This is a genomic window from Streptosporangium sp. 'caverna', assembly GCF_003203775.1.
Taxonomy (GTDB): domain Bacteria; phylum Actinomycetota; class Actinomycetes; order Streptosporangiales; family Streptosporangiaceae; genus Streptosporangium; species Streptosporangium subroseum.
The window spans coordinates 6,742,418-6,757,772 of the sequence record NZ_CP029711.1 but is presented as its reverse complement, the minus strand read 5'-3'; the positions used below and the strand labels follow the sequence as shown (position 1 = coordinate 6,757,772).

Genomic DNA, 15,355 nt, shown 5'->3' with positions numbered 1-15,355 from the left:
CGGTCCTCGGATTGGCTTGCGGATCCGTACGGCCGCGATGAGATGCACGGGGCCGGGAGAAGCGCCGCCGCTAGGGCGTGTATCGAAAGTGCTGCCATGCGCCTGAGCTGTGTGCGCGAAGGCTAAGCGCAACTCGGTGGCGTCTGGAGTGGAAGTCAGGAAGGCTTACGCGCATGGTTTCGGTATTGCAGAACGTGGCGATTGACTGTGCGGATGCCTACGAGCTGGCCCGGTTCTGGAGCAGGGTGACTGGCCGTCCACTGCACCCGGAGGACAAACCGGGTGACCGGGAGACTCAGGTGCTGCTGGCGGAGGGTCCAGTGCTGTACTTCAACCAGGTGCCCGAGTCTAAGAAGATCAAGAACCGGATCCATCTGTGTTTGTGCCCTGAGACTTCGCGTGAGCAGGAGGTGGAACGGCTGCTGGGCCTCGGTGCCACCTTTGTCACCGATCACCGGAATCCTGATGGCTCTGGCTGGGTAGTCCTTGCTGATCCTGAAGGTAACGAATTCTGTGTTCTTCGCAGCGAGTCCGACCGAGCCGCGATGAGTTCCTGAAGCTCACGCGCCATCCTGGCCGGTTTCGCATGGCTGCTGGTCACAGCCACTCGTCGATGGCCGCGATGCGAACGGTCGCCTCGTAGCGGACCGCGAGTTTGTCGTACCTCGTGGCCACGGCTCGGTGCTTCTTGAGGCGGTTGATGCCGCACTCGACTGCGTGACGCTGGCGGTAGTCGGTCTTGTCGAATTTCGGCGGACGGCCGCCTCGGGAGCCGAGCCTCTTGCGGTTTCGGACGTGATCGGCCTTGTCAGGAATGGTGCAGCGGATCCCGCGTTTGCGCAGGTAGGCCCGGTTCTTCCGCGAGGCGTACGCCTTGTCGGCGCGCACGCGGTCGGGCCGGACGCGGGGCCTTCCCGGTCCGATGCGGGGCACACAGATCGCCTTCAGGACGGGTTCGAACTGCGGAGAGTCGCCACGCTGCCCGGCCGTGATCACGATCGACATGGGCTTCTGTCCCTGCTCGACCGCCAGGTGCAGCTTGGTGGTCAGGCCGCCTCGTGAGCGTCCGAGGCCATGGTCGTCCGGTTCGGTCGCGCCGCCGCCGGGCGGTTCCTTCTGCAGGTCCCCCTTTTACGCGCCCCGGCGGCGTGTTGGTGGGCTCGACAGACGGTGGAGTCGACGTTGATGTCCCAGGTGATCAGGCCCTTTGCATCAGCCTGGGCCTGGAGTTGCGTGAGGATGCGGGCCCAGGTCCCGTCCCGCTGCCAGCGGCGGAACAGGTCGTACACCCTGTCCCAGGGCCCGTAGCGCCCTGGGACATCCCGCCACGGCGCCCCGGTCCGGGTTCGCCACCGTATGCCATCGATCAGTTGCCGCCGGATCCATATCGGAGGCCGGCCCGGCTTCTTGCCCCTAGGCAACAGCGGCTCGAGCCGGGCCCACTGCGCGTCCGTCAGGTCTCCACGTGCCACAAACCAAGATCACTGCAGTCCAAGATCTACTTCCGATACACGCCCTAGGAGATCAGGTCGGGCAGGCGGGTGATGTGGTCGGCGAGGTAGTCGCCGAGCTCCAGGGGGACCAGGTTGATGGCGATGATCTCGGCGGGGTCGAGGGGGAGCCGTACCACCTCGTAGAGACCGCGCGCGGGGTCGACGAACTCGGGGCCGCAGCGCAGGGCGAGATCCATGGAGACCAGGCGGCAGCCGTAGACGTGCTGGGTCTTGACCCCCTCGTCGCGGGCGCACTCCAGGGTGGTCAACGGGGTGACGTCGGAGACGATGGCGCCGAGTTCCTCCAGGACCTCCCGGTGAAGGGTGTCCTCCAGGGAGGCGTCCTCGGGCTCGACGTGGCCGCCCGGGATCGACCAGTAGAGCTCCTTGCCGGGGACCGTGCGCCGGAACAGCACGAGTTTGTCGTCGTCGAGGAGTACGGCACGAACACTGGGAACGGCACGGACGGTGGAGACAGAGGACATCTTCCCATTGTGGCACTCCGTTCCGGTCGCGCCGAGAATCCGGGTCGATCGCCGGTCCCGTAGTCCGCACGCGCCCCCGGCCGGGACGCGGTGACTTCCCACGGCGGCCCGTGCGGGAAACGGGGTCAGTGGTCGTCCCTGCGCAGGCGCTTGAGGTCGGAGCGTTGCTTCTTGGCGGTGATGCGCCGCTGGATGGCGCCCTTGCTGGGCTTGGTCGGGCGGCGCTTCTTGGGGGGCGGGGCGATCGCCTCGCGCAGGATCTGGGCCAGACGCATCTCGGCGGCCTCACGGTTGCGCAGCTGGGAGCGGAACTCCGAGGCGGCGATGGTGATCACGCCGTTCACCAGGCGGGAACCGAGGCGTTCGAGGGCGCGGGTCTTGAAGAGCGGGCCGAGTGCCTCGGTGGCCGCCACGTCGAAGCTGAGCTCGACCCGGCTGTCGGTGGTGTTGACCCCCTGCCCTCCGGGACCCGAGGAGCGGGAGAACCGCCAGTTGAGCTCGGCCTCGGGGACGGAGACCGAACCGCTGATCTGGAGCGGACCGGGCATGGCGATGACTTCCTTTTCGCAGGGGATGTGCATTCAGAATAGCGAGGGGACACACCCATCGATCAAATGATTTATGCCCCGTTTGATCCGCCCTGACGAGTTTCGGGTCGCCGCTGTTCCCGCCGGACGCGCCGCGGTCTTGTGGTGCCCGATTCCTTCCGCCACAGTGACTCCGGTTGTCGTACACATCCATGAACGGGAGGCGGGGGTGCATGGACAAGATCGTTGGTGTGCACGGGATCGGGAAATACCACTACTACCGCGACAGCGGTAACTCGGTCGCCGGCGCGGCCGCCGCGATGCGCGACAAGTGGGACCGCTACCTGCACCAGGGCCTGACCGGCGGCAAGCCGTACGCCAAGGAGCGCTACGTCACCGAGGTCGCCTACTACGCCCACCTGCTGGGCGAGAGCAAGGACGAAGCCCTCCTCGCCGTGCAGACCATGGACGTCGGCGCCCAGAAGGTCTTCGTCGCCTGGGCCAAGCAGGTCGACTCGATGGCGGAGGGGCTGACCGGAGCCCTGCACCGGATGACGGGCTGGCTGCTGGACCACATGCAGGCCAACGCCGCCGACTTCGCCAAGCTCTTCTGCCCGGAGGTCGCCGCCTACATGGCCGCCGGCGGCGAGGCGCGGGCGAAGTCGCGCGCGGCGGTGGCCGAGGTGATCAGGCGCAACCGGCCGAAGGTCGTGATCGCGCACTCGCTGGGCAGCGTGGTGACCTACGAGACGTTGTGGGCCAATCCCGATCTGGAGGTGGACCTGCTGATCACTCTCGGCAGCCCGCTCGGCATGCGCAACGTGATCTTCGAGCATCTGATGCCCGCACCGGTCAACGGCTGGGGCGAACGTCCGCGGAAGGTGAAGCGCTGGGTCAACATCGCCGACAAGGACGACATCGTGGCGATCCCGCCGGGCCTGCGGGGCTGCTTCACCGGGGTCGACCAGGAGGCGCTGGTCAACCTGGACTGGCTCGACTTCCACACCGTGGAGAAATATCTGGGCTGCGGCGCGCTCAACAGCCACCTGAAGCCCTACCTGTGAACCCGCGCCCCTGAGCTCCGTGGGATCACCCTCCCGCGAGGTCGCCATCCGCACCCGTGGTGGAGCGCCGCTTCCGTGAGGGCACATCGGAGCGTGTCCCGGGGGAGTCCTCGGGGCCCGGAAGTCAGGGCCGGTGTCAATGCCGGTGCCGGCGTGGGCGTCACCGTTGGTGCCGGGGCGCCTCCCGGAGAGGGGGCAGGCCTTCGCCGGAATGTCGCCTGCCGGTCGGGCGGTGTTCATGACGGTGGGTAATGCGCTTGCCTGTGCAACGGTTGTTCATCCTGCCTTGATTCGCAGGCCACGGTGGGGACAGCTGGAACCGTTGCACTGATGACGTGGAGCAGATGCCGTCGCGCAGAGTGTTCATGTCCATCGCCGCCGCGAGTGCGGGCGGCCTGTTGCTCACCGGGGCCGGCGTCAGTCCGGCCAGAAAGCTCGCACGCGATCCGTTCACCCTCGGCATCGCCTCCGGCGATCCGTCAAGGGACGGGGTCGTGCTGTGGACCAGGCTCGCCGTCGACCCGCTCGGACCGGACGGCCAGGGCGGGATGCCGACCCGGGACGTGGACGTCGAGTGGGAGCTGGCCCTCGACGAGCGGTTCTCGAAGGTGGTTCGCAAGGGCACGGAGACCGCGCGCTGGAAGCAGGCACACAGCGTCCACGCGGAGCCGGAAGGGCTGGAACCCGGCACCGAGTACTTCTATCGCTTCCGCGCCGGCGGCCACCTGTCCCGGGTCGGCCGCACCCGTACCGCCCCGGCCGTGATGTCCTCGATGACCCTGGCCATCGCCGCCTGCGCCCAGTACGAACACGGTTACTACACGGCGTACAAGAGGCTGGCCGAGCAGGACCCGGACCTGGTCGTGCACCTGGGCGATTACATGTACGAGTACGCGCCCAAGGGATACACCGCTCCCGGCGGGAACGTCCGCCGCCACACCCCCGGTAAGTGCGACACGCTGGCCGACTACCGGCTGCGGCACGCGCAGTACAAGAGTGACGCCGACCTGCAGACGGCGCACCTGGTCGCGCCCTGGCTGGTCGCCTTCGACGACCACGAGATCGAGAACAACTGGGCCGGTGACGACTCCAACTATGACCTCCCGGGGTTCGACCAGCGCAAGGCCCACGGCTTCCAGGCCTACTACGAGAACATGCCGCTGCGCCGCGCGAGCCTGCCCGGCGGGGCGTCGATGCGGATCCACCGGCGGGTGGACTGGGGCCCTCTGGCCCGGTTCCACCTGCTCGACACCCGGCAGTTCCGCGACGACCAGGCGTGCGAGGACGGGCTCAGGTCGGGCTGCGACGACCGGCTCGCGACCGAGCGCACCCTGCTGGGAGAGGACCAGCGGCACTGGCTGCTCGACGGGCTGGCCTCCTCGGACGCTCACTGGAACCTGGTCGGCCAGCAGGTCCTGATGGCCCAGCGAGACTCCAAGGTCGGCCCGGGCATCGAGGTCAACATGGACTCCTGGGACGGCTACGCCGCCGAGCGCACCCGCCTGCTGACCGGCTTCCGGGACTCCGGGGCGACCAACCCGGTCGTGCTGACCGGTGACGCGCACATGCACCACGCGGCCGACCTCAGGCTCGACTTCAACGATCCCGACTCGCCCCAGGTGGCGGTGGAGCTCGTCACCTCCTCGATCTCCAGCGACGGTGACGGCTACCGGGACAAGGGCCGGATGGCCGAGACGATCGAGGAGAACCCGCACATCTCCTACATCGACCAGCGGCGCGGTTACATCATCTGCCGGATCGACTCCGAGGAACTGCAGGCCGACTTCCGCACGCTGGACTACATCAGCCGCCGTGGCGCCCCCGCGAAGACCGGTGCCCGGTTCACCATCCCGTCGGGACAGTCGGCACTGCTCTGAAAACGGGACGATTGTCACCGACGAGGGCGAGGCGGCCGTCGTAAGGCGAGGCGGCCGTCACCGGCCTGAAAGCGGAACGGTCGTCATCTAAAACGGGCGTCATCCAAAGACGAAACGGTCGTCACCTATAGACCGAACGGTCGTCACCCAAAGGCGGGATGGTCGTCATCCATAGACGGGGCGACCGTCAACGACCTAAAAGTGGGCCAGTCATCAGTGGCCTAAAGGGGACAATTTTCACCGGTCTAAAAACTGCAGGGGGATTTCTCGGATATTTGTTGCATGATGCGGCATATGAGTCGTCTCCCCACGAGGCTCACCGCTGCGGCTCTCGCCGTCGCGTTGGGCAGCCCCCTCCTCGTTCAGAGCCCAGCCATGGCCGCGGGAGCCGCGATCCCCACCGGGACCGCGGGATCCGCCGCCACCGTGACCGTCCCAACCGCCGCAGTGTCGCTCTCGTCGGCATCCAGCGGGACGGTGTCGTCCGCCGCGGCCGTCGCCAACTTCGGCTACGAGATCTCCTTCCCCAAGCACGTCCGCCGGGGCGGGTCCATCGTCTTCACCGTCAAGATCCGTAACAGGAAGGCCAGCGGCCAGCACTACGTGGCACTCCTCGGTGACTTCCCCAGCGGGTTCCGCACGATCAAGGTGATCTCCAAGCCGCGCAGCGTCAAATGCTCCGTCAAGCAGCGGGACCTGTCCTGCTGGATCACCTCCCTCGACAAGGGCGACTCGACCACCGTCCGTATTCGCGCCTGGGCAGGCTCACGCCGCAGCACCGCCACGGTCAGGTTCGGCGTGCTGGCCACCAAGGATCCCGGCGCGAGCCTCGGCAAGCTTGCGAAGAAGGTCCGCCTCAACATCAAGGCGACGACAAGAATCCTCTGATCTCCTCCCCGATCTGAAGGACGGGGCCTCCCCGTTGCGGGTGCCCGGCGACGGGCCGACGCGCGGAGCCGCCCTGGCGCCGGCCAGGTGCGGCGTTCTCGCGAGGTCGGTCAGCCCCAGGACGGCTTCCGCACGGAGGTCTCGCAAGGGCGTCAGCGGTGAGACCGAGGACTTCCGTACGGTCTCGCCCCTGGTCAGCGTGAGGCGGAGGATCCCGTGAGCGCGTAGCCGAAGAGCGTGTGCCCGGCGCCGGTGGCCAAGGTCTTCGCCGTACCCGGGCGCACGCCCGGGTACGCGCCCTCCTTCGCGGATCCGCGGAGCAGGGTGAGCTTGCCGTCGCCCGGAGCGGCGACGACCAGCCCGCGGTCCGGGGTCGTGGCCAGAGCCGCCCCGAAGTCGCCGCCCTTACCGGTGATCAGCAGGTTGTTGTCCTTGGTCAGGCCACCGGAGCGGCCACCGGCGAGCACCTGGACGGCGTTCTCGCCCGGCACGCCGATCGTCAGCTCGTCGTCCCCGTCGCCGTTGAGGTCTCCCGCGGCCAGGGACGCGCCGAACCGGTCGTAGTAGCGCGGCTCGCCCTTGAGCGAGCGCTGCGACCAGGCCTCTGTGCTCGCCGTCCGCAGTCCGCTCAAGGAGCCGTAGACGACGTCCACGGTGCCGTCGCCGTAGTCCATCGCCCGCTGGTTGTCGGTCAGTCCCTCGCCCGGCACCCCGATCGCCAGGTCGTCGCGGCCGTCGGCGTTGAAGTCACCGGTGGCCAGCGCGGCGCCGAAGGAGTCCCAGGCCTCGCCGAGGCCGGCGATCGAGGGGCTGTCCTGGGTGAGCAGGCTCGCCTTCTTGCCCCGGACGTCGAGCACGGTGACCGAGCCCTGGCCGCCGTTCTTCAGGATCGTGTCGGCGGGCGCGCCCACCGCGACCTCGGCCCGGCCGTCCCCGTTGAAGTCACCGGTGGCGAGCACCCCGCCGAACTGGTCGGTCTCCAGCTCGGGCTGCCGGACCCAGCCGGTTCTCTGCGTGATCATGTACGGCTTGCGTCCCTTGAAGCCGTAGACGCCGACCGCGCCTCCGTCCAGCCCGGGAGCACCGATCACGAGCTCGTCCTCCCCGTCGCCGTCCAGGTCCCCGGCGGCGAGCGCGGCCCCGAACCGTCCGGCGCCGCGCTCGCGGCCCAGGTCCCCGGCGTCGATCACCTTGCCGGGGCGCAGGCCGTCCGGCGAGCCGTGGAACAGCTGCACGACGCCGTCACCGTCGTCGCCCGTCCGGGAGCGGTCCTTCTCGGAGACGCCCACGGCCAGGTCGGCACAGTGGTCGCCGTCGAAGTCCCCGGTCGCCAGCGCCGAACCGAACGAGTCCCCGGTCGCGGCCTCACCGGGCACGTCGGGACTGTCCTGGGTGAGCTGCTTTTCGGTCCGCATGCCGTACAGGACGGTGACGGATCCGGCGCGGGCGTGCCCGCCGACCTCGGTGTACGGGGCGGCGACGGCGAGATCGGCCCGCCCGTCACCGTCGAAGTCGGAGGGGAGGCCGGAGCAGGCGTTCGCGGCGGCGGGAGAGACGGGGACGAGGAGACAGGCGAGGACGGCGGAGGCGAGGAGCGCGGCTCTCATACTTGCAATGGTTTACGTAGATTCGGACACCCTGCCCACAGGGACATGAAATCCACATGACCAGCGCAGTAAAGAATGTGCCAGGAATGAGGAAGGGAACATGCCAGGATCGGGGACATGGAAATCGACCTGGCCGACCTGACATTCTGGCGGCGTCCGCTCAAGGAGCGGTATGAGGCGTTCGCGCGTCTCCGGGATCTGGACCTGCCGGTGTTCTTCGAGGAGAAGCGGGTGCCGCTGCTCCGCTCGGGCGGGGGGTTCTACGCCCTGGTCCGGCACGCCGACGTGGTGGAGGCCGGCCGCAACGCCAGGGTGTTCTCCAGCGAGCCCGGTGTGACCAGCCCCGAGCCGCCCGGCTGGGTGAGGCACGTGTTCGGTGAGTCCATGGTCAACATGGACGACCCCCGGCACGCCCGGCTGCGTCGCATCGTCTCCCGCGCGTTCAGCCCGAAGATGCTGGGCAACCTGCAGGGCGACATCGACGCCGCGTGCGCGCGGATCGTCGACGACGCGGTGGCCGCCGGGCCGGGCGACTTCGTCGGCCAGGTGGCCTCCCGCCTGCCCATCCACGTCATCTGCGACATGATGGGCGTCCCCGACGAGACGCGGGTCAAGGTCCACGCGCGGGTCGACGTCTCCACCGCCTACTCCGGCGTACGGCCCAGCCTGCTGCACTCGGTCGGCATGGCCGTCCAGAACACGCTCGCCCTGCTCGCCCTCCAGCGCCTGGTGATCAAGCTGGGCAGGGAGCGGGCGGCGACGCCGCGGGGCGACCTCGTCTCGGCGCTGGTCACCGCCAACGTCGACGGGGAGAGACTGACCGACCGCGAGCTGGGCTCGTTCTTCACGCTCCTGCTCGTGGCGGGCAACGAGACGGCCCGCAACACCATGGCGCACGGCCTCAAGCTGCTCACCGACAACCCCGAGCAGCGGCGACTGCTGACCGAGGACTTCGACGCGCACATCGGCGGGGCGATCGAGGAGATGGTCCGCTACGTCTCGCCCATCATGCAGTTTCGCCGTACCGTCACCGAGGACTACGACCTGCGCGGCCTGCATCTGAAGGCCGGTGACAAGGTCGTGCTCTTCTACGGTTCCGCCAACCGGGACGAGTCGGTCTTCCCGGGCGCAGACCGGTTCGACATCACCCGCGACGCCAAGTCGCACGTGGGCTTCGGCGGCCCGGGGCCGCACTTCTGCCTGGGGGCCAACCTCGCCCGCCAGGAGATCAGGGCGATGTTCCGCGAGCTGTTCACCCGGCTGCCCGAGGTCCGTTCGGTCGGCGAGCCGGAGTTGCTGGTGTCCAACTTCGACAACAGCGTGCGCAGCCAGCCGTACACCTTCTAGCGCCCTAGCAGGCAACATTCGCCATGTAGGGCGTGACGCGCGTCGGTCGATATCCGTGGTCGGCCGGCGTGATCGAGGGACAGGCTGCCCGGCCCGCCATCGGATCCGCCGCCACGACGATGCGCTTCACGCGTTGTGCTGTTGACCGCCGCGATCGGCGGCCCCGGAAAACGGTTCGACGGCTCTGTGGAGCCCTGACACAGTGGCGCACCATGACGAACTTCGAGCTGGTGACCGCCGCGGACGTGCAGCTCATACAGGGTCTGGCGCAGCGTGTCACCGCCACCCGCCCGGACCTGGTGAACAGCGACGCGTCGTTCGGCGAGCTGGCCTGGAACTGGGGCAGGGGGCATGCCGGCGACGGCGCAAGCCGGCCGCGTCGGCTGTGGTTCTCTGCTGGGGATCTGGTGGTGTGGGGCTGGGCCCATCTTCCGCACCGGGTGAGGCGGAGCGACGGGTCGGTGAAGGACGTCACCGGCGCCTATCTGGCGTATCAGGTCCATCCCGACCACGCCGGGCTGGTTGACGAGGTGATCGACTGGTACGACGGTACGGCGGCGGACCTCGAGCGTACGGTGATTCGGGCCCGGTTGGCTTGGGCGATGACCTGACGTAGGCGGGTGTCGTCGGCGTGGTGGTTTCAGCAGACGCCAAGTCGAGGACGGCAGACCGTGCTCGACCGGCTTGGACTTCGCGATCTTCGTGATCTCCCGGCGTTCCGGCCGGTTGAACGTGCGCGGACGACCGCCTGCGTACTACGGATACAGCGAGTCGAACCCGTACGCCAACAGGGCAGGCATTGCCTGCTACGGCACTGGGTCAGATCCGCGGGCCGCCCGTGGCCGGTCGCCGGTAGCCCAGCCGGAAGACCAGGGGAGTCAGAGCGAGGAGAAGGATCGAGAAGTAGCCGACTCCGGGCACCAGCGCCGTCAACGTCAGGGCCAGCATCATGATCACCGTGTTGACCACGATTCCGAAGCGTTGCCGATCGGACGGCTCGCCCGGACCCCCTCCGAGCTCGGGATTGCCACGGATGATCAGGATGATCGCCAGCTGGCAGATGCTGCTGGCCAGCATCGTGCCGATGTAGAACAGGGTGGTGAACCTGTCATCGCGGAATGCGCCGATCATCTCGGTGGGGAACGGCAGCACCACGATGGTCAGCAGCCAGCACAGATTCGCCACCACCAGGGGAGTGCTGTAGGACGTGACCTGTGCGAAAACGCGGTGGTGAGATATCCACAGTCGCGCGATGACGACAAAACTGAGCAGAAAGCTGTAGATCTGCCACTGATTTTCAGTGATGACCTCCAGCGAGGTCATGTGCCGGCCCACCGCTTCCGGGACCGTCTCGGCCAGCGGCAGCACAAGCAGGGTCAGGGCGATCGCGACGACGGCATCGCTGAAGAACACGAGCCGCTCGGGGGATTTGCTTGCGCTCACCGTAAGAGGGTAATTGGTGACGGTTGTCGGTTTGCCGACCTTCCGATGCCCGACGGCGTCGCCAACGTCTCCGCGGCTCGACGGGTCACGTGAAGATCGGATGCGGTGAGCCTCGAACCACCTCGGCGTCGACCGGCAGGAGGCGTTCAAGCGAGAACGGGGGAGGCGCGCGACAGCCCTGAAGCGGCCTCACGAACCGACACTATATTTGCCATAGGCCAAATATGGGCGGCGCGCGAACAGCAGGCGGTGGCTGTTTGAGCGCGAGGGCATCGAAGCGGAGCGAGGGTGGACATGAGTGACACGACGGTCAGCGCTTCACCCTCGGCGGGGCGCGGCAGGGCCGTGCTCGGTGCCGGTGAGAGCGGGGAACTGGAGCTGCGTCAGCTGCTGGCCGGGCTGACGGCGGTCCGGGACGGCGATTTCGGCACTCAGCTGCCCGGCGACACCGACGGGCTGCTCGGGGAGATCGCCTCGGTCTTCAACGGCATGGTGGACCAGCTGTCGCTGTTCACCTCCGAGGTGACCCGGGTGGCCCGCGAGGTGGGCACCGAGGGCCGCCTGGGCGGGCAGGCCGAGGTGCCGGGCGTCTCGGGCACGTGGAAGGACCTCACCGAATCCGTCAACGCCATGGCCGGAAACCTGACGGGCCAGGTCCGCTCCATCGCCGAGGTCACCACCGCGGTCGCCAAGGGCGACCTGTCGCAGAAGATCACCGTGGACGCTCGGGGCGAGATCCTGGAGCTGAAGAACACCGTCAACACGATGGTCGACCAGCTCTCCAGCTTCGCCGCCGAGGTCACCCGCGTGGCCCGCGAGGTCGGCACCGAGGGCCAGCTCGGCGGGCAGGCCGATGTGAAGGGCGTGGCGGGCACCTGGCGCGACCTCACCGACTCGGTGAACTACATGGCCGGCAACCTGACCGACCAGGTGCGCAACATCTCGCAGGTGGCCACCGCGGTGGCCAAGGGCGACCTGTCGCAGAAGATCACCGTCTCGGCGCGGGGTGAGATCCTGGAGCTGAAGAACACCCTCAACACGATGGTCGACCAGCTCTCCAGCTTCGCCGACGAGGTCACCCGCGTGGCCCGCGAGGTCGGCACCGACGGCCGCCTGGGCGGGCAGGCCGATGTGAAGGGCGTCTCCGGCACCTGGAAGGCGCTGACGGAGTCGGTGAACGTCATGGCCGACAACCTCACCGCCCAGGTGCGGTCCATCGCCGAGGTCACCACCGCGGTGGCCAAGGGCGACCTGTCGCAGAAGATCCGCGTGGACGCGCGGGGGGAGATCCTGGAGCTGAAGGAGACCATCAACACGATGGTCGACCAGCTGTCGGCCTTCGCCGACGAGGTCACCCGCGTGGCCCGAGAGGTCGGCACCGAGGGCCAGCTCGGCGGGCAGGCGACGGTGCGGGGCGTCTCCGGCACGTGGAAGGACCTGACCGACAACGTCAACGTCATGGCCTCCAACCTGACCGGGCAGGTGCGCTCCATCGCCCAGGTGGCCACCGCGGTGGCGAAGGGCGACCTGTCGCAGAAGATCAATGTGGAGGCGAAGGGCGAGGTCGCCGCGCTCGCGCAGACCATCAACACGATGGTCGACACCCTGAGCGCCTTCGCCGACGAGGTGACCCGGGTGGCCCGCGAGGTGGGCACCGAGGGCGAGCTGGGCGGGCAGGCCCGCGTGCCGAACGTCGCCGGCACCTGGAAGGACCTCACCGACAACGTCAACTCGATGGCGAACAACCTGACCAACCAGGTGCGCAGCATCGCCCAGGTCACGACCGCCGTGGCGAGGGGCGATCTGACCAGGAAGATCGACGTGGACGCGCGGGGGGAGATCCTGGAGCTGAAGACGACGATCAACACGATGGTCGACCAGCTGTCCAGCTTCGCCGCCGAGGTCACCCGCGTGGCCCGGGAGGTGGGCTCGGAGGGTCGCCTGGGCGGTCAGGCCGAGGTGGAAGGCGTCTCGGGCACCTGGAAGCGCCTGACGGAGAACGTCAACGAGCTGGCCGGGAACCTGACCCGGCAGGTGCGTGCCATCGCCGAGGTGACCAGCGCGGTCACCTCCGGTGACCTGACCCGCTCCATCACCGTGGACGCCTCCGGCGAGGTGGCCGAGCTGAAGGACAACATCAACTCGATGGTGAAGTCGCTGCGCGAGACCACCAGCGCCAACCAGGAGCAGGACTGGCTCAAGACCAACCTGGCACGCATCTCCGGTCTCATGCAGGGCCACCGCGACCTCGACGTGGTCGCCGAGCTGGTCATGAACGAGCTCGCCCCGCTGGTGTCGGCTCAGTTCGGCGCGTTCTTCCTGGCCGAGGAGTCGCCGGGGGGCGCCGAGCTGAAGCTCATCAGCGCCTACGGCTATCCCGCCGGTGACGGCTCCACCCGGTTCCGGATGGGTGAGTCCCTGGTCGGGCAGGCCGCCCGGACCCGCCGGACGATCGCCATGGACGAGGTGCCCGCGAACTACGTCACGATCTCCTCCGGGCTCGGCCACACCGCGCCCTCGTCGCTGATCGTGCTGCCCATCGTGGTCGAGGACCAGGTGCTGGGCGTCATCGAGCTGGCCTCCCTGTACGCCTTCACGCCGGTTCATCGCGCTTTTCTCGACCAGCTGATGGAGACCATCGGCGTCAACGTCAACACCATCGTCGCCAACGCCCGTACCGACGAGCTGCTGGTGGAGTCGCAGCGGCTGACCGCCGAGCTGCAGGCGCGCTCGGAAGAGCTGCAGAACCAGCAGGAGGAGCTCCAGCACTCCAACGCCGAGCTGGAGGAGAAGGCGGCCCTGCTCGCCTCGCAGAACCGCGACATCGAGACGAAGAACCTGGAGATCGAGCAGGCGCGTCAGGAGCTGGAGGACCGGGCCCAGCAGCTCTCGCTGGCGTCCAAGTACAAGAGCGAGTTCCTGGCCAACATGAGTCACGAGCTGCGCACCCCGCTCAACTCGCTGCTCATCCTCGCCCAGCTGCTGGCCCAGAACCACACCCGCAACCTGACCGCCAAGCAGGTCGAGTACGCCAGCATCATCCACTCGGCCGGCTCCGACCTGCTGCAGCTCATCAACGACATCCTCGACCTGTCCAAGGTGGAGGCCGGAAAGATGGACCTCAACCCCGAGCTGGTCTCGCTGCGCCACCTCCTGGACTACGTCGAGGCCACCTTCCAGCCGATGACCACGCAGAAAAGCCTGGAGTTCCGCATCACGAGCGCGCCGGGGGTGCCGTCCGACCTGCTCACCGACGACTCCCGGCTGCGCCAGGTGCTGCGCAACCTGCTGTCCAACGCCGTGAAGTTCACCGAGACCGGCAGCGTCGAGCTGCGGATCGAGCCGACCTCACCGGCGGAGCTCCCCTCGTCGGTGCGCCCGTACGGCCCGGCCATCGCCCTGCGGGTCGTCGACACCGGCATCGGCATCGCCGAGCAGCACCTGGAGGCGATCTTCGGCGCCTTCCAGCAGGCCGACGGCACCACCAGCCGGAAGTACGGCGGCACCGGACTGGGTCTGTCCATCAGCCGCGAGATCGCCTATCTGCTCGGCGGCGCCATCACCGCGGAGAGCGCGCTGGGCCAGGGCAGCACGTTCACGTTGTACCTGCCGGTGGCCCGGCCCGACTTCGCCGAGCAGCCGGCCGAGGCGGTGCCCTCCGACGTACGGAACGAGGACTCCGTCGGCCGTGACAGCGACCGGCCGGCCGCCGTCACGGCGCCGGCGCCGCAGCGGCGACGGCTGCTGGTGATCGAAGAACGCGCCCACGGGCTGCTGTCGCTGGTCGCCGAGAGCGTCGTGACCGATCTGGCCAACCGCGACGTGAGCGGTATCGGGCGATCGGTGGAGATCGTCACCGCGGCCGGCGCGCAGGAGGCGGCCACCTCGCTGGCCTCGCAGCCCTGCCACTGCATCGTGCTGGACCTCGACATGGCCGACAGGGCGTCCTTCGGCCTGCTGGACGCGATGAACGGCGACACCGCCCTGAACGGCGTGCCGGTCCTGGCCTACAACAACTGGCGCATCGGCTCGCAGGAGGAGAGCATCCTGCAGTCGCGCGCCGGCTCCCAGCCGCTGGAGCTGCTGTCCAGCCTGGACGAGCTGCGCGAGCGCATCGCGCTTCACCTGACCGCCGACCAGCCGGGCGACGTCCTGCCGCTGGTGCGGCCGGAGAAGGTGGGCGAGGCGATGGCCCAGCAGGCCGACGTCACGCTGGCCGGGCGCACCGTGCTGGTCGTCGACGACGACACGCGCAACCTGTTCGCGCTGACCAGCATCCTGGAGATCTACGGCATGCATGTGCTGCACGCCGAGAACGGCCGCAAGGGCATCGACACCCTGGTCGTCCACCCGGAGATCGACATCGTCCTGATGGACGTGATGATGCCGGAGATGGACGGCTACGCGGCCACTGCGGCGATCCGCGCGATGCCCGCCTACGCCGACCTGCCCATCATCACCGTCACGGCCAAGGCGATGCCCGGCGACCAGGAGAAAAGCCTGGCCTCCGGTGCGAGCGACTACGTGACCAAGCCGGTCGACGCCAACCACCTGATGGGGCTCATCCAGCACTGGCTGGCCCTTTAACCCAGCACGGCGCCCATGGCATCCCTTTCCGCCTCGC

At 68.3% G+C, this 15,355-nt stretch carries 11 protein-coding genes and 1 pseudogene; 7 read left to right on the top strand and 5 right to left on the bottom strand.

The window, feature by feature from the left end:
* The first annotated feature begins 173 nt into the window (after nucleotides 1-173).
* Nucleotides 174-557 (top strand): VOC family protein, encoded by a 384-nt coding sequence (locus DKM19_RS29575; protein ID WP_110698020.1) that lies wholly within the window; start codon nucleotides 174-176, stop codon nucleotides 555-557.
* A gap of 40 nt (nucleotides 558-597) precedes the next feature.
* Here DKM19_RS29575 and DKM19_RS29570 read toward each other — a convergent pair.
* The 3 genes from DKM19_RS29570 to arfB all read right to left on the bottom strand — a co-directional run bounded on the left by DKM19_RS29570 (nucleotide 598) and on the right by arfB (nucleotide 2,526).
* Nucleotides 598-1,472 (bottom strand): IS5 family transposase gene (locus tag DKM19_RS29570; RefSeq protein ID WP_369986515.1). Its coding sequence is split into 2 segments (ribosomal slippage): nucleotides 598-1,125 and nucleotides 1,128-1,472, totalling 873 coding nucleotides; the frame shifts between segments, so codons are not numbered across the junction.
* A 44-nt stretch (nucleotides 1,473-1,516) separates the two neighbouring features.
* On the bottom strand, nucleotides 1,517-1,978 hold the full coding sequence (locus tag DKM19_RS29565) for an NUDIX domain-containing protein (protein WP_089206817.1): 462 nt from the start codon (nucleotides 1,976-1,978) through the stop codon (nucleotides 1,517-1,519).
* Nucleotides 1,979-2,103: 125 nt separating this feature from the next.
* On the bottom strand, nucleotides 2,104-2,526 hold the full coding sequence (arfB, locus tag DKM19_RS29560; protein ID WP_089206816.1) for an alternative ribosome rescue aminoacyl-tRNA hydrolase ArfB: 423 nt from the start codon (nucleotides 2,524-2,526) through the stop codon (nucleotides 2,104-2,106).
* A gap of 212 nt (nucleotides 2,527-2,738) precedes the next feature.
* Here arfB and DKM19_RS29555 point away from each other — a divergent pair, with 212 nt between their 5' ends.
* The 3 genes from DKM19_RS29555 to DKM19_RS29545 all read left to right on the top strand — a co-directional run bounded on the left by DKM19_RS29555 (nucleotide 2,739) and on the right by DKM19_RS29545 (nucleotide 6,334).
* Nucleotides 2,739-3,569, top strand: a complete 831-nt coding sequence (locus DKM19_RS29555; RefSeq protein ID WP_110700057.1) for a hypothetical protein — start codon at nucleotides 2,739-2,741, stop codon at nucleotides 3,567-3,569.
* A 344-nt stretch (nucleotides 3,570-3,913) separates the two neighbouring features.
* Nucleotides 3,914-5,446, top strand: coding sequence for an alkaline phosphatase (locus DKM19_RS29550; RefSeq protein ID WP_239513651.1), 1,533 nt, complete (start codon nucleotides 3,914-3,916; stop codon nucleotides 5,444-5,446).
* Between the two features lie 294 nt (nucleotides 5,447-5,740).
* Nucleotides 5,741-6,334 (top strand): hypothetical protein, encoded by a 594-nt coding sequence (locus DKM19_RS29545; protein WP_162641869.1) that lies wholly within the window; start codon nucleotides 5,741-5,743, stop codon nucleotides 6,332-6,334.
* Between the two features lie 194 nt (nucleotides 6,335-6,528).
* On the opposite strand, the gene DKM19_RS29540 is transcribed toward DKM19_RS29545, so the two are convergent.
* Nucleotides 6,529-7,941 carry an FG-GAP repeat protein gene (locus tag DKM19_RS29540; RefSeq protein WP_110700051.1) on the bottom strand — a complete coding sequence of 471 codons (1,413 nt, stop codon included), beginning with the start codon at nucleotides 7,939-7,941 and terminating at the stop codon, nucleotides 6,529-6,531.
* 117 nt (nucleotides 7,942-8,058) lie between these two features.
* On the opposite strand from DKM19_RS29540, the gene DKM19_RS29535 reads away from it, so the two are divergent.
* Nucleotides 8,059-9,288 (top strand): cytochrome P450, encoded by a 1,230-nt coding sequence (locus DKM19_RS29535; protein ID WP_110700049.1) that lies wholly within the window; start codon nucleotides 8,059-8,061, stop codon nucleotides 9,286-9,288.
* A gap of 212 nt (nucleotides 9,289-9,500) precedes the next feature.
* Nucleotides 9,501-9,869: pseudogene (locus tag DKM19_RS29530) on the top strand (GNAT family N-acetyltransferase); the annotation flags it as partial.
* A 238-nt stretch (nucleotides 9,870-10,107) separates the two neighbouring features.
* Here the strand turns inward: DKM19_RS29530 and DKM19_RS29520 are convergent.
* Entirely contained in the window at nucleotides 10,108-10,731 is a 624-nt protein-coding gene (locus tag DKM19_RS29520) for a TMEM175 family protein (protein WP_110700047.1), read from the bottom strand.
* Nucleotides 10,732-11,025: 294 nt separating this feature from the next.
* Here DKM19_RS29520 and DKM19_RS29515 point away from each other — a divergent pair, with 294 nt between their 5' ends.
* Nucleotides 11,026-15,318, top strand: a complete 4,293-nt coding sequence (locus tag DKM19_RS29515) for a HAMP domain-containing protein (protein WP_110706085.1) — start codon at nucleotides 11,026-11,028, stop codon at nucleotides 15,316-15,318.
* Nucleotides 15,319-15,355 lie beyond the last annotated feature (37 nt).